Here is an 18,780-nt window from a genome sequence, read left to right as displayed (position 1 = left end):
CCAGGAGCCGCTCATGAACCGCATTCAATCGATTCGCGCTAGCGTCGCGAAAGTCACTGCTTTGCCTTTGTCGCGTCACCTCGCCCGCACCACGGTTGCGCTTTCGGCACTCCTTGCCTGCACTGCACCGGCGCACGCTCAGGCCGTCTACCCGACGCCGGACGCCGCCGTCGCCGCATTCGTCGACGCGCTCGCCACCAACGACCAAGCGGCGATGCAACAGGTGCTCGGCAAGTACTACAACCGCTTCATTCCGTCGAAGGACGTCGGCGAGGAAGACATCTACGAGTTCCTGGGCGCATGGGCTGCCGGCCATCGGATTATCGACGACGCCGCGCCGCTGCACGGCCGCCCGAGCAAGCATCTGTCGGTCGGCACGAGCGGCTGGACGCTGCCCATTCCGCTCGTGCAGGCAGCAGACGGCTGGCGCTTCGATCCCGCCGCAGGCAGCGACGAAATTCTCACACGGCGAATCGGCCGCAACGAGCACGCGGCGATCCAGACCTCGCTTGCTTATCTCGATGCGCAACGGGACTACCGCGCGTTGACCGGCCACTTCGCGCAGCGCCTCATCAGCGCGCCGGGCAAACGCGACGGACTCTACTGGCCCACCGCGTCCGGTGAAGCGCAAAGCCCGCTCGGCCCGCTCGCAGCCGCGATGCCGAAAATCGGTTCAGTCAGCAAGCAGGGCTATCACGGCTATCACTTCCGTATTCTGACCGCACAGGGTCCGCACGCGAAAGGCGGGCCGCTGGATTACCTGGAAAACGGCAAGCTGGCGAAAGGCTATGGCCTCGTTGCCTGGCCCGCCGAATACGGCAAGACCGGCGTGATGAGTTTTATCGTTAATCAGGACGGCCAGGTTTATCAAAAGAACCTCGGCTACGAATCATCGCGAAGAGCCGCTGCACTCAGAGCGTTCGATCCGGATCGTTCGTGGCAGGCCGTCGAGCCATGAATGATCGCGAGTGATGCAACGCACGGCGATGGCGGCAGTGCGCCGCAGTCATCGCCGAACCAGATGCCGACGTTCCTATGAATCACGACAACCTGATTGCCTGCCACGAGTGCGACGCGCTGTTCCGCAAGCCGCGGGCGCGCGGCAAGTCGTGCGCGTATTGCCGGCGCTGCGGCGCGGTCCTGTCTCGCGGCATGGCGCGCCCGCTCGACGGCATATGCGCCCTTACGCTTGCATCATTGTTCACGTTTGTCATCGCGCTGGGCTCGCCTCTCCTCGAACTGGAAACGGGCGGCATCACCTCGCGCACGAGCCTCCTGGGCGCGCTCGTCGCGCTGTGGAATCAGGACATGCAACTCGTCGCCGCAATGGTGTTCTGTTCGACCGTGCTGTTTCCGCTGACCGAGTTCGCAGCGCTGCTGTACCTGCTGGTCGCGGTTCGTCAGGGCTATGTACCGCCCGCCTTCAATCGCATTTTGCGCGCGATCCGGTTCGTGCGGCCGTGGGGCATGATCGAAGTGTTCATGCTCGGCGTGCTCGTCACCATCGTGAAGATGGTGAGCCTCGCGCACGTCGTGCCCGGCGCGGCGCTGTTCGCATTCGGTGCGCTCACGCTGCTTCTGGTGCTCGTCGTGATGTTCGATCCCCGCACGCTCTGGGACCTCGCCGATGAAATCCACACGCGTCGCGCCGCACCTCCTGGCGGCATCCGCAGCAACTCTCGGCAGACTGTCGCGCCGCGCGGTCCATGGCGCAACCAGCGTCCTGCGCGATGAAGACACTGACCGCCTCCCACGCCGGGCTGCTCGTCTGTCACTCCTGCGCGCGCGTCGCACCGCGCGCGGCCGGCCGCGGCGCGCAGTCCTGCACGCGTTGCGGCGCCCGCCTGCACGCCCGCCATCCCGCCAGTCTGTCGCGTACCTGGGCCCTGCTGATCTCGGCTGCCATTCTCTATGTACCGGCCAATCTGCTGCCGGTCATGCATACGTCGTCGCTGGTCGGTTCGGAAGACGACACGATCATCAGCGGCGTCATCTATTTCTGGACCTCCGGGTCGTGGCCGCTCGCCATTGTCGTATTCGTCGCGAGCATTCTTGTGCCGATGCTCAAGCTGAGCGTCCTCGCGTTACTGGCCGTCACCGCGCAGCGCCGTTCGACATGGCGTCCCATGGAGCGCGTAAAGCTGTACCGGATGGTCGAGCGCATCGGCCGCTGGTCGATGCTCGACGTGTTCGTGATCACGCTGACCGTCGCCCTGGTGCGCTTCGAGTCGCTTGCGGTCATCACCGCGGGCCCCGGAGCGCTCGCCTTCGGTTGTGTAGTCATCCTGACTATGCTGGCTTCCATGCAATTCGACCCGCGACTGATCTGGGACAACGTCGAAGGCGCAAGCCCGCCCACGTCCAGCCCCGCTATAGAGCCACCCCATGAATAAGCGAGAAGACTCCCCCATGCTGGATGCACCCGATCCAGACGTCGAGCCGCGCCGCAGCTGGCTCCCCTCCCTCGTCTGGGCCGTGCCGCTGATCGCGGCGCTGATCGGCGTCGCACTTGTCGTCAAGTCGATCACCGAACGCGGCCCGGTGGTCACGATCAGTTTCAACAATGCCGAAGGTCTCGAGCCGGGCAAGACCCAGGTCAAGTACAAAGACGTCGTGGTCGGCTCGGTCAAAGCGATCACGCTCTCAAAAGATCATTCGCACGTGGAGGTGGCGGTGCAATTGAGCAAGCAGGCCGACGACTTCGCGGTGAAGGACACGCGCTTCTGGGTGGTACGTCCGCGAATCGGCGCAAGCGGCGTCAGCGGAATCGGCACGCTGCTTTCGGGGGCTTATATCGGCGTGGACGCCGGCCGCTCGAACGACGCACAGAACGCGTTTGTCGGTCTGGAAGCGCCCCCGCCCGTCACCGGCGACCAGAAGGGCCGTCGCTTCACGCTGCATGGCGAGTCCCTCGGCTCTATCGACATCGGCTCGCCCATCTTTTACCGACGCATGCAGGTTGGTCAGGTGTACGGACTTTCTCTCGACAAGGACGGTAAAGGCGTCACGATGCAGGTGTTCGTGGCCGCGCCATATGATCAGTACGTCGGCACCAATTCGCGCTGGTGGCATGCAAGCGGCGTGAACGTGCGGCTCGATTCCAACGACTTCGTCGTCAATACGCAATCCGTCACGTCCATCCTGATTGGCGGTCTCTCGTTCCGCGCGCCGCCTGGTCAGGCGCCGGGACCGCAGGCAGCGGACCACACGAGCTTCCGCCTCGCGTCCGACGAAGCCGATGCGATGCGCGCCCCGGACGGCACGCCCGTGCGTGCGGTGATGAATTTCAATCAGTCGCTGCGCGGCTTGTCGGTGGGCGCCGCGGTGGATTTTCGCGGCATTGTGCTCGGCCAGGTGACGGACATCGGCGTCGACTACGATCCGGGGACCCATAGCTTTACGATGCCCGTCACGCTGGAACTGTATCCCGATCGCCTGAGGCGGCGCGCCCACGGCACACCGGTTCCCGAACGCGGCACGACCGAAAACCAGCAACTGCTGCGGCATCTCGTGGAGCGCGGCCTGCGCGGGCAGTTGCGCACCGGCAACCTGCTGACGGGCCAGTTGTATGTCGCGCTCGACATTTTCCCGAAGGCCGCGCCCGTCAGCTTCGACCCCGCCCGCGATCCGCTCGAACTGCCGACCATTGCCAATTCGCTCGACGCATTGCAAACGCAGATTGCCGACATCGCGAAGAAGCTGGAACGCATTCCGTTTGACCAGCTCGGCAACAACCTGAACAATTCGCTCAAGAACGCCGACAAGCTCTTTGCACAGTTGAGCACGGAAGTGATGCCGCAGGCGCGCGACACGCTTGCAGCGGCAAAGCAGACTTTCAGTTCCGCTGAGGCGACGCTCAGGCAGGACTCGCCGATGCAGTCCGACATGCATCAGGCGTTGCAGGAACTGACGCGCACGCTGCAGTCGCTCAATGCATTGGCCGATTATCTGGAGCGTCATCCGGAATCGCTCCTGCGCGGCAAAACAGGAGACAAGCCATGAGCGCCCATGCAAATCACGGGAAAGCGCCCCAGTTGCGCAATTCGCTCGCGGCGCTCGCCGTGTTCGCGGCGTGGGCCGGGTTGAGCGGATTGGCCCTGCTCAGCGCATGTTCGTCGCCGCCGAGCGGCTTTTACACGCTGGTCGGCGGTGTGCCGCCCAGTCATACCCGCAGCGCTGCGCCCCCGATGTTGATGATCGACGTCGCCACCGTCGACGTGCCCGCGCAAGTCGCGCGAACCGCGTTTGTCGTGCAGGCCGACGCGAATCGCGTCAATGTACTGGAGCAGACCCGCTGGGCTTCGTTGCCCGCCGACGAAATCCGTCTGGCGCTCTCGCAGGAACTCGCAGAGCGGCTCGATACGCTCGACGTCTCGCGTTCTCCGCGCCCCGCGGGTGTGCCGATATATCGCGTCCACGTGAGCGTGCAGCGTTTCGAATCGTGGCCGGGCTCGCACGCGCTGATCGACGCGGTGTGGAGCGTGCGAGCATTGTCAGAAGATGCGGCGCTGACATGCCGCAGCGTCGTGAGCGAATCGGTCGGCGCGGGCAACGACGCGCTCGTGGCCGGGCACCGGAAAGCGCTTCAACAGATCTCGGCGGATATTGCCGGCGGCATCCGCGCGCTCGACGCCGCGGCGCGCGCCCATCGCCTCGCGCCTCGTCAAGCGCCCATCCCATGTGTTGCGCAGTAAGGCCTCAAGGGAAAAAGAACCCTCTTCGCTCTGGCAATGCCCGTCAAGGCAGCACGCTCGCTCCCTTGAGAAAAAATTCTCACCGGCAACGATGGTGCACTGCAGTGTGATCTCCCGATTCGCCCATGCTAAAAAAGAACCGTGCGTTAAAGGCTTCGGAGACACCCGCTGCAGCGTAGTGCAGAATGTCTCCAACACCCTGATCCACGCTGAATTCATGCTGAATTTGCGCGGGTTTCGCCCGGAGGCTTCTCATGCCCTACGTTCCGTCCACGAGACATATCGATCGTATATGCAACGTCATCGAAGGACGGACGCAGCGTCCCGGCGCAGACGGCAAGCGGCTCGCGTCGTCGTATAGGCGTTCGCTCGAGCAATATCATCTCGATCCGGGCGCAACCGCCGGCCCGCGCATCCTCACGGTGCCGGAACTGCGCGACGTGCAGCATCGCGAGGAATCGTTTCTGCGCGCCTCGGGGCAATGTCTGTCGCGCCTGCATGAGATGGTGCGCGAAGCGGACTACTGTGTGATGCTGACCGATGCACAGGGCGTGACGATCGACTACCGCGTCGACAAGGATCGCCGCCACGACTTCAAGCGCGCGGGACTGTATCTCGGCTCGTGCTGGTCGGAAAGCGAGGAAGGAACTTGCGGCGTCGCGACCGTGCTGCTCGACGGACAGCCGATCACCGTGCATAGAAGCGATCATTTTCGCGCGGCCTTCACCACGCTCACGTGCAGCGCGTCGCCTATCTTCGGTTTGCACGGCGAGTTACTCGGCGTGCTGGATGCGTCCGCCGTGCGCTCTCCCGACGATCGCGAAAGCCAGCGGCTCGTCAATCACATCGTGCGGCAAAGTGCGCTGCTGATCGAAGACGCTTACTTCCTGAACGCCGCCGCCGATTGCTGGGTACTGCTCGCGCATCGCAACCGGCATTACGTGGAAGCGCAGCCGGAAATTCTGATCGCCATAGACGCATGCGGCCACGTCGTTGCTGCGAACCGGCGGGCGCGCGAATGTCTGCCGGCCCTGCATGCGTTGCCCCGTCACGTTTCGGAGCTTTTCGACGTGGCGCCCGAGCGCCTGTTCGATGCGAAGTCGAGCCGCGGTCTTGTGTCACTGAGGGTGAATGAAACCGGCTCGCCGCTCTATGCGCGGGTGCGTCCACCGTCGGCCGCGCGCATCTCGAGACGCAGCAGCGCCACGCCGGACGAGCGAAGCGCCACGAGCGGCAACACCGTGCCGCACGACACGCCGGTCATGTCAGAGAGCGACGCGCTCGAGCGCAGCCGTATCGTCGACGCGATGAACAATGCGAAGTGGCGTACCGACGTGGCCGCGCAAGCGCTCGGCGTATCGCGCGCGACCTTGTACCGACGCATCGCGAAGCTGCGCATCCTGCCGCCGCACAAATGCTAGCGGCGCGGTAGCGATTCCTTGAGCGGGCACAGAACCCGCATTCCCACCGAAGTTTAACTATCCGTTTCGTATGGAGGAGCAACCATGTCTGCCAACACCGCGAATCAGGCCATATCCAATGTGCTGGAAAGCCTCGAAGCCGCGTTGAAACGCCGCGACACGCAGGCTGCCGTCGACCTGTTTCAGCCCGAGTGCTACTGGCGCGACCTCGTCGCGTTCACCTGGAACATCAAGACGCTCGAAGGTCGCGAGCAGATTGCCGCGATGCTGGACGCGCAGTTGGGCGCAATCAAACCGTCGAAGCTTCGGCTCGCGGATGGCGAACCCGCAACGGAAACGGACGGCGTGACGCAAGGCTGGATCACGTTCGAAACGGGCGTCGCGCGCGGCAACGGCTTTATCCGTCTGAAGGAAGGCCGGATCTGGACACTGCTCACCACAATGGCCGAGCTCAAGGGTCATGAGGAACCCAAAGGATTGCGCCGGCCGATGGGCGCCGAACACGGTGCGCGTCGCGACCGCACGAGCTGGAAAGAGCGGCGCGAGGCCGAGCTCGACGCGCTCGGCGTGTCGGAGGAACCGTATTGCCTGATCGTCGGCGGCGGCCAGGGCGGCATTGGACTCGGTGCGCGGCTGCGGCAGCTCGGCGTGCCCACCATCATCGTGGATAAGAACGAAAGGCCCGGCGATGCATGGCGCAAGCGCTACAAGACGCTTTGCCTGCACGATCCGGTCTGGTACGACCATATGCCTTACCTGCCCTTCCCGGACAACTGGCCGGTCTTCACGCCGAAGGACAAGATCGGCGACTGGCTCGAGATGTACACGAAGGTCATGGAACTGAACTACTGGGGCTCGACCGTGTGCAAATCGGCGCGCTACGACGAAGCGAACGGCGAATGGATCGTCGAAGTGGAGCGAGCCGGACAGCCCATCACCTTGCGGCCGAAGCAACTCGTGCTCGCGACCGGCATGTCCGGCAAACCGAATATGCCGAGTTTCAAGGGCATGGATGTGTTCAAGGGCGAGCAGCATCATTCGTCGCAGCACCCCGGGCCGGACGCGTATCAGGGCAAGAAGGTCGTCGTGATCGGCGCCAACAATTCGGCTCATGATATTTGCGCGGCGTTGTGGGAAGCGGGTGTCGACGTGACGATGGTGCAGCGCTCGTCTACGCACATTGTGAAGTCCGATTCGCTCATGGATCTCGCACTCGGCGACCTGTATTCGGAGCGCGCGGTGTCCGCGGGCATGACAACCGCCAAGGCGGATTTGACCTTCGCATCCATTCCGTATGCGATTCTTCATCAGTTCCAGATTCCGGTCTTCAATGCGATTCGCGAGCGCGACGCCGAGTTCTATGCGCGCCTTGAAAGAAGCGGCTTTATGCTCGATTTCGGCGATGACCACTCCGGCCTCTTCATGAAATATCTGCGCCGCGGCTCGGGCTACTACATCGACGTGGGCGCGTCAGAACTCGTCGCCGACGGCAAGATCAAGCTGAAAAGCGGCGTCGACGTGGTCGAACTGAAGGAGCATTCCGTACTGCTTAGCGACGGCAGCGAACTCGAAGCGGATCTCGTTGTGTACGCAACGGGTTACGGATCGATGAACGGCTGGGCGGCGGACCTCATCTCGCGCGAGGTGGCGGACAAGGTCGGCAAAGTGTGGGGCCTTGGCTCGAATACGACAAAAGACCCGGGGCCGTGGGAAGGCGAACAGCGCAACATGTGGAAGCCCACGCGGCAGGAGGCGCTGTGGTTTCATGGCGGCAACCTGCACCAGTCGCGACATTACTCACAATATCTGTCTTTGCAACTGAAGGCGCGCATGGAGGGTATCCCGACGCCGGTATTCGGATTGCAGGAAGTGCATCACCTGTCGTAGGCGACAACGCTTAGCGGCCGGCTCGTCGTTTTGCCGGCCGCTCTATGCACTCATTTCCGCGAGAAGGAAATCGACCAGTGCGCGTTGATGTACATTCAGCACGCCGCCGGAACTGACGAGCGCGAGCTCTGTCGGCGGCAAAGGCGGAAAGCCGCTGCAGACGCGGTGCTCGGGAAGTATTGCTGTGGTGGGCAGAACGGAAATGCCGAGGCCCGAAGAAACCGCCGCCTGGATACCCGTCAGGCTGTGACTTCCGAATGCGACGCGCCAACGCCGATGGGCCTTGTCGAGCCCGCGAATCGCACGTTGCCGGTAGACGCAGCCTTGCGGAAAGAGGGCGAGAGGAACGGGTTCGTCGGAAGACTGCTCCGGCGCTTCTGCATTCGCCCCTTGCACCCAGACTAGCGACTCGGGCCAGGATGCGAGGCACTCGCCGCTCCCCGGCTCCCGCTTGATCAGTGCAATTTCTATTTCACCACCCGACAGCCTGCGCTGCAGGTCTGCACTCATGCCGGCCACCGTTTCAAGCCGCACGCCCGGCCTCGTTTTCACGAAACCCGACAGCATCGCCGACATGCGGCGCGCGTCGAAATCTTCCGGCACGCCTATGCGAAGCGGCGTGACTGCTACGTCGCTTGTCAGCGCGTCCTGAGCTTCCTGCGCGAGCGCAAGCAGACGTCGCGCGTATTGCGCGAGCAGTTCGCCGTGCTCGGTGGCCGTCACCTGATTGCCCGTGCGATCACGCATCAGCAAGGTGCGGCCAACCAGTTCCTCCAGCCGCCGCACCTGCTGACTCACCGTGGATTGCGTGCGATGCACGCGCTCGCCGGCACGCGTGAAGCTGCCCTCGTCGACGACGCAAATCAGCGTATTCAGGAGATCGAGATCAAGCATGAGAGGCTCGCTTCGTTATTTGCGATGCAACTGACGTTAAGAGGTTAATTTAATTTTCCAATAACTGTCAATGCGCCTAATCTGGACGCCATTCGCAGAACCCATCACTCCAGGAGCCCATTCAATGTCATTGCACAACACTGCACGCCCACGCTGGCTCACGTTCGACTGCTATGGCACGTTGATCCAGTGGGACGAGGGTCTGCAGGCGGCGGTACGCGAGATTCTGCAGACAAAGACCGGTCACAACGTCGATTCAGCGAAAGTCATCGAGGTTTATGACCGGCATGAACACGCACTGGAGCAGACCGCGCCGCATCGGTCGTTTCGCGAAGTGGCAGGCGCCGGTCTGCGTCTTGCGCTCGCCGAACTCGGTTTGGAGAGCAATCAAGAGGATGTACGCACGTTGACGGATCGCATTTCAGCCATGCCGGCGTTTCCGGAAGTGGTCGACACATTGCGCCGACTCAAGCAAGATGATTATCGGCTGTGCATTGTGTCGAATACCGACGACGACATCATTGCGGGCAACGTCGCACAATTGGATGGCTTGATCGACCGCGTGATTACCGCGCAGCAGGCGGGCGCATACAAACCCGACCGAAGGTTATTCGATTACGCGCACGCGCAACTGGGTGTGACGCGCGATGAAGTCGTGCATATTTGCGCGAGTCCGCACCTCGATCATGCGGCCGCGCGCGACGTGGGCTTTCGCTGCGTATGGATCGATCGGGGAACGGGCCGCACGCTGTTGCCCGATTACACGCCTGACGCAACGCTTTCTACGCTCGATCAGGTGCCTCTGCTTTTTGCTACGCTCGGCTGGTAACTTTCAGGAACATCCATTATGGCGCACACGCTTTCTTCCATTGGGTCGGCGAAATCGTCGTCGACCTTGCGACTCGAATCCGACGCCGTCAGCGAGGCGCGCGTTGAGCTCGCCGCCTGCTTTCAACTTGCGGCGCAATACGGTTTCGAAGAAGGAATCTGCAATCACTTTTCCGCGGTCGTGCCCGGACACGACAATCTTTTCTTCGTGAATCCGTATGGTTATGCGTTCTCGGAGATCACGGCATCGCGACTTCTGATTTGCGATTTCGACGGACATGTCGTGGCCGGTGAGGCCAAGCCCGAAGCAACGGCGTTTTATATTCACGCGCGTTTGCATCGGCTGAAACCCCGCGTGAAAGCCGCTTTTCACACACACATGCCAAATGCGACGGCGTTGTGCCTGCTCGAGGGTCCGCCGCTGCTGTGGCTTGGGCAAACGGCGTTGAAGTTCTACGGCCGCACTGCCGTCGACGAAAGCTACAACGGCCTCGCACTGGACGACTCGGAAGGCGACCGCATTGCGCAGACAATCGGCGACGCGAATATCGTGTTCCTCAAGAATCACGGCGTGCTGGTCGCAGGCGAGAGCATTGCCGAAGCGTGGGATGACCTGTACTACCTGGAACGCGCGGCGGAAGTCCAGCTCAAGGCCATGAATAGCAATCGCCCACTCAAGGCGGTGCCGCACGAAGTCGCGCAACGTACCTATGAACAGATGCGCGCCGGCGACAAGGAAAGCGCACGTGCGCACCTGAACAGCGGCATGCGCGAGCTACGCAGGCGCAAAATCGCATTCGAGCAGTAGAGCTATTTACGTGCTCTATGCGCGGAGGCAAGTGCATCGAGTCCTGCCATCACGAAGCGCGTAAAGTCTTCCACCAGCGCATTCTTGTCTTTTCCAACGGCAGGCAGCAAGGCTGCCTGCACCTGCCGCGGCGCAATCATCAACGCGATGCAGGGAAGCACGCTGAACATCAACGCTCGCTGCACGGCCGGCTCATGCGGATTCAACTGCAGTACTTCCCCGACCAGGCCGAGCAAGACAGTTGCCTTTGGCCGCACCGCCTTTTCGATGAGCGCAGGCATGGCCGGCGACGGCGACAGCACTTCGCGCAGCATCAGCATGAAACCCCACGGCGCGCCTGGGCCGGCCGAAAGCCCCACGAATCGCGAGATAACCGCGCGCAACTTGTCCCGCGGATCGCCCGGCGCTTCTGTCAGCGCCGACAATTCGTCGAGGCTCACGACCTGACGGTGCGCTTCCACGAGCGCCGCTTCGTACAGCGCCTCGCGACTGCCGAAGTGGTAGTTCACCGAGGCCATCGGCGTGCCCGCGCGCTCGCAGATTTCCTTGCTGGTGGCGTCGGCGAAACCGCGCGCCGCGAATACCTGGCCTGCGATGTCGAGCAGATGCTGGCGAGTTGCCGCGCCGTCGGGACGGCTCGCGCGCTTTGCGCGTCCTGATTCTTCCGCCTGTTTGCGCTGCTTCACTTCTTTCTGCTGCTTTGCATGTTCCGTGCGCATCGTGCGCGCCGCCGCTGTGGGTGTTCTCGCGGCTTTTGCCTCCTTGGCCCGGTCCGTCATTCTTGCAGGGGTGCTCGCGCGTTTCGTCGGCATGAGGGTGTGAAGGCTCAGAAAAATAGTTTGAATTCGAATTTGAATTCACATATATTTCATTGTACTTCATCCGGGTGGAAGACAAGCAATGAAGTACTCCATCAACTGGGCAAAGCGGCCAGTACGGCTGTGGATCATCGGCGCGCTGCTCGCGGGATGCTCGCATCGCGAGCAGAACGCATACCAGGGCTATGTGGAAGGCGAATACGTGTATCTTGGGTCTTCCCTCGCGGGCAAACTCACCCAGCTGCAAGTAGCTCGCGGCGAAACCGTCAAAGCCGGCACGCCGCTCTTCGCGCTCGATTCCGTCGACGAAACCGCCGCATTGCAAGAGGCGCAGCAGCAACTCGCGGCTGCGCGTTCGCAATTGGCCGACATCCAGACCGGCAAGCGCGTGCCGGAGGTCGACGTCAACCGCGCGCAACTGGCAGAGGCTGTAGCGAACGCACGCAAGGCGGCGCTGCAACTCACGCGCGACGAGGCGCAGTACAGCGCGGGCGGCATTTCGAAAGCGCAGCTCGACGATTCGCGCGCGAACGCTGACGCCCGCTCCGCGCAAGTGCGCGAACTCACGAGTCAGGTGGAAGTGGCGCGCTTGCCTGGACGCTCGCAGCAGATCGGCGCGCAGCAGGCCCAGGCCGCCGCGGCCGAAGCCGTCGTCGCGCAGGCTCAGTGGAAGCTGGACCAGAAACGCGTGAACGCGCCCGCCGACGGGCTCGTCTACGACACGCTCTATCGCAGCGGCGAATGGGTGCCGGCCGGCAGTCCTGTCGTGCAGATGTTGCCGCCGCAGAACATCAAGGTGCGCTTCTTTGTGCCGGAGACGCGGGTCGGCGCACTCGCACCAGGCCGCGCAGTGTCGATACGTTGCGACGGATGCGCAGCGGATTTGCCCGCCAAAATCACTTACGTGTCGAATAAAGCCGAGTACACGCCGCCGGTCATCTATAGCAACGAGAGTCGAGCGAAGCTTGTGTACCTGATCGAAGCGCATACCTCCGTTGCGGACGCAACGAAACTACATCCGGGCCAGCCGGTTGCGGTGGTGCTCAAATGAAAACCACTGCGCCCGAGTATGTGATCGACGTGCACGGGCTGAACAAGCATTTCGGCGACAAGCATGTCGTCAACGACGTGTCATTGCAAGTCGCGCGCGGCGAAATCTTCGGTTTTCTCGGCCCGAACGGCAGCGGCAAGACTACGTCCATCCGCCTCATGTGCGGACTGCTCACGCCAGATTCCGGCACAGGCACATGCCTTGGCTACGACATCCGCCGCGAGAGTGCAGAGATCAAGCGCAATGTCGGCTATATGACGCAGCGCTTCTCGTATTGGGAAGATCTGACCATTCGCGAGAATCTCGACTTCGTCGCGCGCATTTACCAGATGCGCAACCGTCGCGAGGTCGTCGACAAATCGCTCGAAGCACTCGGGCTGCAAAGCCGCGCCAGCCAGCTTACGGGGTCGCTGTCCGGAGGCTGGAAGCAGCGTCTGGCGCTTGCTGCATGCATGCTGCACGAACCGAAACTGCTGCTGCTCGACGAACCAACCGCGGGCGTCGACCCGACAGCGCGCCGCGATTTCTGGGAGGAACTGCATCGGCTCGCGGCGCGCGGCATCTCCGTACTGGTGACTACGCATTACATGGATGAAGCCGAGCGCTGTCACAAGCTCGCCTATATCGCATACGGCAAACTGCTCGCGCAAGGCACGTCGAAAGAAGTGATCGACTCGCAGGACCTCGCCACATGGTCGATCCAGGGCGAACGTCTCAGCGAATTGTCGGAGAAACTACGTGCCATGCCGGGTGTCGATCAGACCGTCGTGTTCGGCTCCGCGCTGCATGCGAGCGGCCGCGACCATGCAGCGTTGGAGCGCGCGCTGAGGCAGGCCACCGCCGGCACGCAGCTGCGCCTGCAGCCAATAGAAACAGGACTCGAAGACGTGTTCATCCATCTGATGAGTCATTCGCGAGACAATGTCGGAGCGCGATCGTGAGCGCAGTCACCGCCTTTTCGTTGACGCGCTGGTGGAGCGTAGTACTCAAGGAGTTCCTTCAGCTTCGACGCGACCGCGTCACTTTCGCGATGATTGTCGGCGTGCCCATCGTTCAGCTCGCGCTATTCGGTTTCGCCATCAACACCGACCCGAAACATCTGCCGACGGCTGTCATCGTTCACGATCAAAGCGAGTTTTCGCGCAGCTTTATCGCGGCAATGACGAACTCGGCGTATTTCGACATTGTCGAAACGCTGCCCAACGAAGAAGCCGGGCGCCGCGCGCTCGCCCAAGGCCGCGTGCAGTTCGTGCTGAACGTCCCCGTCGATTTCTCAAGGAAACTGCTGCGCGGCGAACGCCCTGCGCTGCTTGTCGAGGCCGATGCAACCGACCCCACTGCAACGCACACGGCCGTTGCTGCTCTACCCAATCTCGTTCAGCCCGTCGCCGACAAGGACATGATCGGCCCGCTCGCGCACCTGAATGGCGGGCAAAGCGCCTTCAGCGTGCAGGTTCACAACCTGTACAACCCGGAGGGGATCACGCAGTACAACGTGGTTCCGGGCCTCATGGGCGTTATTCTCACCATGACGCTCGTCATGATGACGGGTCTCGCCGTTACACGCGAACGCGAACGCGGCACAATGGAAAATCTGCTCGCCACGCCGGTTCTACCCATCGAGGTCATGACAGGCAAGATCGTGCCTTATGTAGCCATTGGCCTGATTCAGGCGTCGATCATTCTGCTCGCGACGCGCTTCGTGTTTCATGTGCCCTTTGTCGGGAGCACAGTGGCGATTTATCTGGCCGCACTGCTCTTCATTGCCGCTAATCTCACCGTGGGCATTACCTTGTCCTCGCTTGCGCAGAACCAGTTGCAGGCCATGCAACTGACTGTGTTTTACTTTCTGCCGAATATCCTGCTATCCGGTTTCATGTTCCCGTTCGCGGGCATGCCGCAATGGGCGCAATTCATCGGCAATCTGTTGCCGCTAACCTATTTCAATCGTCTCATTCGCGGCATCCTGCTCAAGGGAGACGGATGGACGGACCTATGGCCGTCGGTATGGCCCATGGCACTTTTCACTGCAATCGTCATGGCGGTTGCACTGCGCTTTTACCGGCGCACACTCGACTAGGAAGAAACGCATGAAAACGTTCCTTGTTGTGTGCGCGATCGTCTTGAGCGGCTGCGCAGCAGGCCCGGACTTTCATACACCGGCCGCGCCGGACATCCAACGCTACACACAAGACACCCTGCCCGAACATACGGCCACATCCAACGGCCCCGCGGGCGCGGCTCAAAGGTTTGCGACGGCGCTTCGTCCCATACCGATGTGGTGGCGCGAGTTCGAATCCGACGCGCTGAACCGTCTCGTGGATGAAGGCTTGCGCCACAACCCGACACTCGGCGAAGCGCGCGCGAGGCTGCGTGAGGCGCGCGAAAATTACACGGTGCTTGCCGGAACGACGCAATTCCCGAACATCGACGCAACCTTTTCCGGCGCGAGGCAACAGGTCGATCCTGCTGCGTTCGGTATTCCGCATGTGGAAACTCCCAGGCCGTTTTCGCTGTTCAGCGCATCGGTCAGCGTGTCGTATGTGTTTGATATCTTCGGCGGCAATCGTCGTGCACTCGAGTCAGCCATGGCACAGGTCGATTACGCGTCGTATGAGCTGGAGGCCGCGCGATTGAGCATAGCGGGCAATATCGTGGCCACCGTCGTGCGGCGCGCATCGTTGCAGCAGCAGCTTGCGCTGACGCGGCGCCTTGCGGATGCACAGGCCCATCAACTGTCGATCATGGAAGCGCGTCTCGCCGCTGGAGGCGTTTCGCAACTCGACGTGCGCGGCCAGCGCACACTGTTTGCGCAGACGCGCGCATCACTGCCGCCGCTTGCCACACAGCTTGCAGCCGCGGATCACGAGTTGGCCATTCTGCTCGGCAGAGCGCCGTCACAAGCGGATTTCGACGAACTCACTTTCGATGCGCTGCACTTGCCCCTCAAGATTCCCGTCACGTTACCATCTACATTAGCCCGGACGAGGCCTGACATCATGGCGGCCGAGGCGTTGCTGCATCAGGCAAGCGCGAATGTCGGCGTCGCAGCCGCCAACCTCTATCCGCAATTTACATTGTCGGCCGGAATGGGCTCGGAACGCACACGAATCGGCGACATTGTGAATGGCCTGAACGTGTGGAACATCGGCCTCAATCTGACACAGCCACTCTTTCACGGCGGCGAATTGCATGCGAAGAAACGCGCGGCAGAGGCGGCCTATGAAGGCGCATTCGATAACTACCGGCAAGTCGTACTTCAGGCGTTGCAACAAGTGGCCGACTCGCTCATCGCGCTGCAAAACGACGCGCGCGAATTGCAGGCGCGCGCCGAGGCCGCGGAGGACGCGCAGGCAAGCCTCGACATCGCGAGTCGTCAATATGCGGCAGGCGGCATCAGTCAGTTCGCTCTTCTGGCTGCCGAACGTCAGTGCCTGCAGAGTTCTATCGATCGAACTCGCGCGCAGGCGAACCGTTTTACGGACACCGCTGCGTTGTTCCAGGCACTCGGCAGCGGCCTGACACAGACCTCGGCCGACAGGACTCCGTGACGCAGCGCGAGTTTTGCCCGGTAGCTACAATTGCGCTTCAATAGCCGCTTTATCGATAACCGACCATACCTGTCCGATTCTCTCGCCGCGAAATTCGTAGAAAACGTTTTCAGTGAAAGTCACTTTCCTGCCGTTGACGCCGAGGCCGAGAAACATGCCCTTCGGAGTGCAGTTAAAACGCAAGCGGGCCGCCACATACGCGGGATCGGCAATCAGGAGCTCGATGTCGAAATGTAGATCGGGAATCTCGTGGAAATCGCTCTCAAGCATGGCGCGATATCCTGAACAGCCGATTCGCCGGTCGTTGTAGTAGACGTCGTCATGCACAAATTGCGGCAACTTCTCCCAGTCCTGGTGATTCAGGCAGGCAATGTAACTTCGGTAAATGTTGGAGAGGTCGAGTTCATTCATGGCAATCGTTCCGTTCCTGCTCAACAAGGAAAGCCGCGAATTCCCCGCCGCGCCGTACGGCAATAAGAGCGCGCGACGCGCGGCATAACCATTGCTGGGTTCATGCGATACGGCGCGCCCTGTGCCGCTTCAATGGACGCATTGCACCACTATGAAACCATTCCTTCTGTGCACCGCGATTAGCGCGGTTCTGCTGACCACCGTGGCGGGCTGTAACCGCTCTGGATCCGCGTCGTCCGATCAGACGAGCGGCGCAACCGCCGTAAGCGGCGCCGCGCAAAGCGGACCAGCGGTATCGGCGCCTGCTACAGCAGCAAGCGATGCACCCGCCGGCGCGAGCCAGTAGCGCTGTTCGGCCGCACACGCCGTGCGAGCTTAACTCCACGCGTTTATGCGATCCGCCTGGCGGGAGGAATAGCCGTTGCTAAAACACTGGCTGTTGTCGCGCTTTTCCTTCCACTCGCATGAATACGGAGTCCCTCATGAATGCCATTGTTCTGAATCAGCCCAACGTTCGCCCTGAAAGCAATGCAATTGCGGCTTACGAGTTCGCCGAAAAAGCCGTTGCCGGCTTTGAAAAAGTTGTCGAATTGAACGTACAGGCCGTCAAGACTTCATTGTTCGAACAACGGGCGCTTGTCGATGCGACGCTGTTATCGGAGTCGATGGATCAGATAGTCGATTTGCAGTTCCAGCAAGTGCCCGCAGCGATCAAAAAGGCCTGTGCGTACTGGGCACACGTCGAGGACATTGCCGTCGACACGCACAATGAACTCGCGGGCGTCGTACAGGACAGCCTGCAAAGCTACTTGTCCGCACTCTTTTCGTTGCTCGATAGCGCGGTGTCGATAGGCATGGGATCAAATGGCCGCAGCAACGTCACGAGCCCGCTTGCCATCGAACAGCCGCCGGCCCCGCCGAGCGAACCTGTGGTGATCGTGGACAGTTCGGGTAATGTCGTTTCGTCAAGCCCGCGGACCGACCTGCACTAGGTTAGACCACGGCGGCGCGGCCAGTCGGCGCGTCGCCGACGGCCGCTCAGTCAGGTGCCGCGCGCCACTTCGATAAGTTCTTTCACGCGTCGGGCAATATGGGTCAATATGTTCTGCGACGAAGCGGCCTGTTGCTTGCGATGCGGCATACGCTGCAAATCGTCCCAATCGCTTTCCAACGCACGCGCGTGGCTCTCCGGCGCGAACGGCCACTCCATGGCGACCGCGCGCACCGGCGCATCGCGACGACCTTCTCCGGAGCGCTCGACATAGGCATTGATAGCCGCCGCTTCCCGCACCGCCGCCTCTCTTGAAGCTGCCGCGATGAAATCGTCGGGCCCTTCAATATGGACGCACCACAATTGTTCGCTCACGCGACGTTCCTTGCCGGGTTCTGTCATAAGGGACCGGCGTTCAGCAGTTCCCACTTCAGGTCAGAAAAGCAGGGGCCCTGAGTTGCCTCACTGAACTTTACATCGTTGTGCTCGCCGTTCCATTCCATTACCTGCACCTTACCATCACTGTCCACCGTCACGTCCCACCCGATGCAGCGCGCAAAGGGCACCTTCCGATGAAGCAGCAGCACCGTATCGACGCAATCGCGGAATGCGGGCATCGTGAGGCCGGCGAATCCGATCTTCGAATCGGGGTGCTCCCGCGTCGCGCCCCAGTCCGTCAGCAAGCCTTGTTGCGCCAGTTCTCCTGTGACGAGGTCAACGGGCACGCACACTTCGTCATCCACACTAATGTGCGTATGACGCGCTCTGCCGAGCCTCAGAAATGCCGCGCGAAGCGACGTACGACCGAGATCGTCCACCGCCGTCGTCAAGCGCAGGGTGGCAACGGAGTTGGGCGCAAACGCGCTGAGAAGCGGGTGCTGAACGATGAACTTCTGAATGACGCCGTTGCCGAGCGATTTGATCAGACCGCAGTCGAACGATTGACGGTCGAAGAAATGAATGCCCTTACCTTGCGCCGAGCCGTCCAGTTTGAAGACGACTTTGTCGCTCTCGCGGAAGACCACATGCTCGAGCTCCTGCTCCGGCACCACCACATTGCGATCCGTAAAGAAAAGACCATTCGCGAAGTAAGCGATGTCGGGAAACGCGTCACCGCCGAAGATCACGCGGGACATCGGCTTCAGGTTCGAGATGCGCCCGTAGCCGCCTTTCATGCTGGGCACGACTACGCCGCCGTAATAGTTGTCGGGAATCCAGCCTTCCTTGAAGGTCCCGCTAAAGGCGGCATAAACGCGCAGCCAGGGCGCGTAAACGGCGTCACCGAATACGTCGCGCGCGTAGGTATCGGCGAGCTTGAGGTTGGCCGGATCGGGCGGACCATATTTTTTCTGCAGTAAGCGCATAACCTGTTTCGCCTGCGCGCCATGCACCTGGTGGAACGCGTATCGGCCCACCTTCTTCATTG

The 18,780-nt window shown here is 61.7% G+C and carries 19 protein-coding genes; 14 read left to right on the top strand and 5 right to left on the bottom strand.

Annotation, left to right across the window (positions count from 1 at the left end; translation table 11 throughout):
• The first annotated feature begins 13 nt into the window (after positions 1-13).
• The 7 genes from HV711_RS05920 to HV711_RS05890 all read left to right on the top strand — a co-directional run bounded on the left by HV711_RS05920 (position 14) and on the right by HV711_RS05890 (position 8,002).
• Complete coding sequence (locus HV711_RS05920) at positions 14-958, top strand: DUF2950 domain-containing protein (protein WP_013591933.1); 945 nt, start codon at positions 14-16, stop codon at positions 956-958.
• Positions 959-1,035: 77 nt separating this feature from the next.
• Complete coding sequence (locus tag HV711_RS05915; protein ID WP_035478237.1) at positions 1,036-1,734, top strand: paraquat-inducible protein A; 699 nt, start codon at positions 1,036-1,038, stop codon at positions 1,732-1,734.
• Complete coding sequence (locus HV711_RS05910; RefSeq protein ID WP_035478235.1) at positions 1,731-2,393, top strand: paraquat-inducible protein A; 663 nt, start codon at positions 1,731-1,733, stop codon at positions 2,391-2,393. Before HV711_RS05915 ends, HV711_RS05910 begins: the two co-directional genes overlap by 4 nt.
• On the top strand, positions 2,386-4,002 hold the full coding sequence (locus tag HV711_RS05905) for a PqiB family protein (RefSeq protein ID WP_035478233.1): 1,617 nt from the start codon (positions 2,386-2,388) through the stop codon (positions 4,000-4,002). Before HV711_RS05910 ends, HV711_RS05905 begins: the two co-directional genes overlap by 8 nt.
• Positions 3,999-4,694 carry a PqiC family protein gene (locus HV711_RS05900; protein ID WP_028360125.1) on the top strand — a complete coding sequence of 232 codons (696 nt, stop codon included), beginning with the start codon at positions 3,999-4,001 and terminating at the stop codon, positions 4,692-4,694. The genes HV711_RS05905 and HV711_RS05900 overlap by 4 nt, the downstream gene beginning before the upstream one ends.
• A gap of 254 nt (positions 4,695-4,948) precedes the next feature.
• Entirely contained in the window at positions 4,949-6,115 is a 1,167-nt protein-coding gene (locus HV711_RS05895; RefSeq protein ID WP_028360126.1) for a sigma-54-dependent Fis family transcriptional regulator, read from the top strand.
• Positions 6,116-6,199: 84 nt separating this feature from the next.
• On the top strand, positions 6,200-8,002 hold the full coding sequence (locus HV711_RS05890) for an NAD(P)/FAD-dependent oxidoreductase (protein ID WP_035478230.1): 1,803 nt from the start codon (positions 6,200-6,202) through the stop codon (positions 8,000-8,002).
• Between the two features lie 42 nt (positions 8,003-8,044).
• Here the strand turns inward: HV711_RS05890 and HV711_RS05885 are convergent, their stop codons facing one another.
• Complete coding sequence (locus HV711_RS05885) at positions 8,045-8,896, bottom strand: LysR substrate-binding domain-containing protein (RefSeq protein WP_013591926.1); 852 nt, start codon at positions 8,894-8,896, stop codon at positions 8,045-8,047.
• Between the two features lie 124 nt (positions 8,897-9,020).
• On the opposite strand from HV711_RS05885, the gene HV711_RS05880 reads away from it, so the two are divergent.
• Positions 9,021-9,725 carry a haloacid dehalogenase type II gene (locus HV711_RS05880; RefSeq protein WP_035478228.1) on the top strand — a complete coding sequence of 235 codons (705 nt, stop codon included), beginning with the start codon at positions 9,021-9,023 and terminating at the stop codon, positions 9,723-9,725.
• Between the two features lie 18 nt (positions 9,726-9,743).
• Positions 9,744-10,532, top strand: a complete 789-nt coding sequence (locus HV711_RS05875; RefSeq protein WP_035478224.1) for an aldolase — start codon at positions 9,744-9,746, stop codon at positions 10,530-10,532.
• Between the two features lie 2 nt (positions 10,533-10,534).
• On the opposite strand, the gene HV711_RS05870 is transcribed toward HV711_RS05875, so the two are convergent.
• On the bottom strand, positions 10,535-11,344 hold the full coding sequence (locus tag HV711_RS05870; protein WP_082201391.1) for a TetR/AcrR family transcriptional regulator: 810 nt from the start codon (positions 11,342-11,344) through the stop codon (positions 10,535-10,537).
• 88 nt (positions 11,345-11,432) lie between these two features.
• On the opposite strand from HV711_RS05870, the gene HV711_RS05865 reads away from it, so the two are divergent.
• Genes HV711_RS05865 through HV711_RS05850 form a run of 4 tightly spaced genes read left to right on the top strand, consistent with a single transcriptional unit; the run spans position 11,433 to position 15,952 of the window.
• Positions 11,433-12,401 carry an HlyD family secretion protein gene (locus tag HV711_RS05865; protein ID WP_035478222.1) on the top strand — a complete coding sequence of 323 codons (969 nt, stop codon included), beginning with the start codon at positions 11,433-11,435 and terminating at the stop codon, positions 12,399-12,401.
• The gene (locus HV711_RS05860; RefSeq protein ID WP_035478220.1) at positions 12,398-13,342 is read left to right on the top strand and encodes an ABC transporter ATP-binding protein; all 945 of its coding nucleotides are present in this window, start codon (positions 12,398-12,400) and stop codon (positions 13,340-13,342) included. Before HV711_RS05865 ends, HV711_RS05860 begins: the two co-directional genes overlap by 4 nt.
• Positions 13,339-14,481: an ABC transporter permease gene (locus tag HV711_RS05855; protein ID WP_013591920.1), complete on the top strand. Its 1,143-nt coding sequence runs from the start codon at positions 13,339-13,341 to the stop codon at positions 14,479-14,481. Before HV711_RS05860 ends, HV711_RS05855 begins: the two co-directional genes overlap by 4 nt.
• A 10-nt stretch (positions 14,482-14,491) precedes the next feature.
• Positions 14,492-15,952, top strand: coding sequence for an efflux transporter outer membrane subunit (locus tag HV711_RS05850; protein WP_035478218.1), 1,461 nt, complete (start codon positions 14,492-14,494; stop codon positions 15,950-15,952).
• 24 nt (positions 15,953-15,976) lie between these two features.
• Here HV711_RS05850 and HV711_RS05845 read toward each other — a convergent pair whose 3' ends face one another.
• On the bottom strand, positions 15,977-16,363 hold the full coding sequence (locus HV711_RS05845) for an ester cyclase (RefSeq protein WP_035478217.1): 387 nt from the start codon (positions 16,361-16,363) through the stop codon (positions 15,977-15,979).
• A 482-nt stretch (positions 16,364-16,845) separates the two neighbouring features.
• Between HV711_RS05845 and HV711_RS05840 the strand changes: the two genes are divergently transcribed.
• Complete coding sequence (locus tag HV711_RS05840; RefSeq protein ID WP_013591917.1) at positions 16,846-17,355, top strand: phasin family protein; 510 nt, start codon at positions 16,846-16,848, stop codon at positions 17,353-17,355.
• A gap of 50 nt (positions 17,356-17,405) precedes the next feature.
• On the opposite strand, the gene HV711_RS05835 is transcribed toward HV711_RS05840, so the two are convergent.
• Complete coding sequence (locus tag HV711_RS05835) at positions 17,406-17,756, bottom strand: hypothetical protein (protein WP_013591916.1); 351 nt, start codon at positions 17,754-17,756, stop codon at positions 17,406-17,408.
• A complete protein-coding gene (locus tag HV711_RS05830; RefSeq protein WP_013591915.1) occupies positions 17,753-18,778 on the bottom strand; it encodes a sugar-transfer associated ATP-grasp domain-containing protein in 1,026 nt (341 codons plus the stop codon). Before HV711_RS05830 ends, HV711_RS05835 begins: the two co-directional genes overlap by 4 nt.
• Positions 18,779-18,780 lie beyond the last annotated feature (2 nt).

The organism is Paraburkholderia phenoliruptrix (assembly GCF_902859825.1).
In the GTDB taxonomy this organism is placed as follows: domain Bacteria; phylum Pseudomonadota; class Gammaproteobacteria; order Burkholderiales; family Burkholderiaceae; genus Paraburkholderia; species Paraburkholderia phenoliruptrix.
Note: the sequence above shows the minus strand (reverse complement) of the source record. Positions and strands in the feature narration are given on the sequence as shown.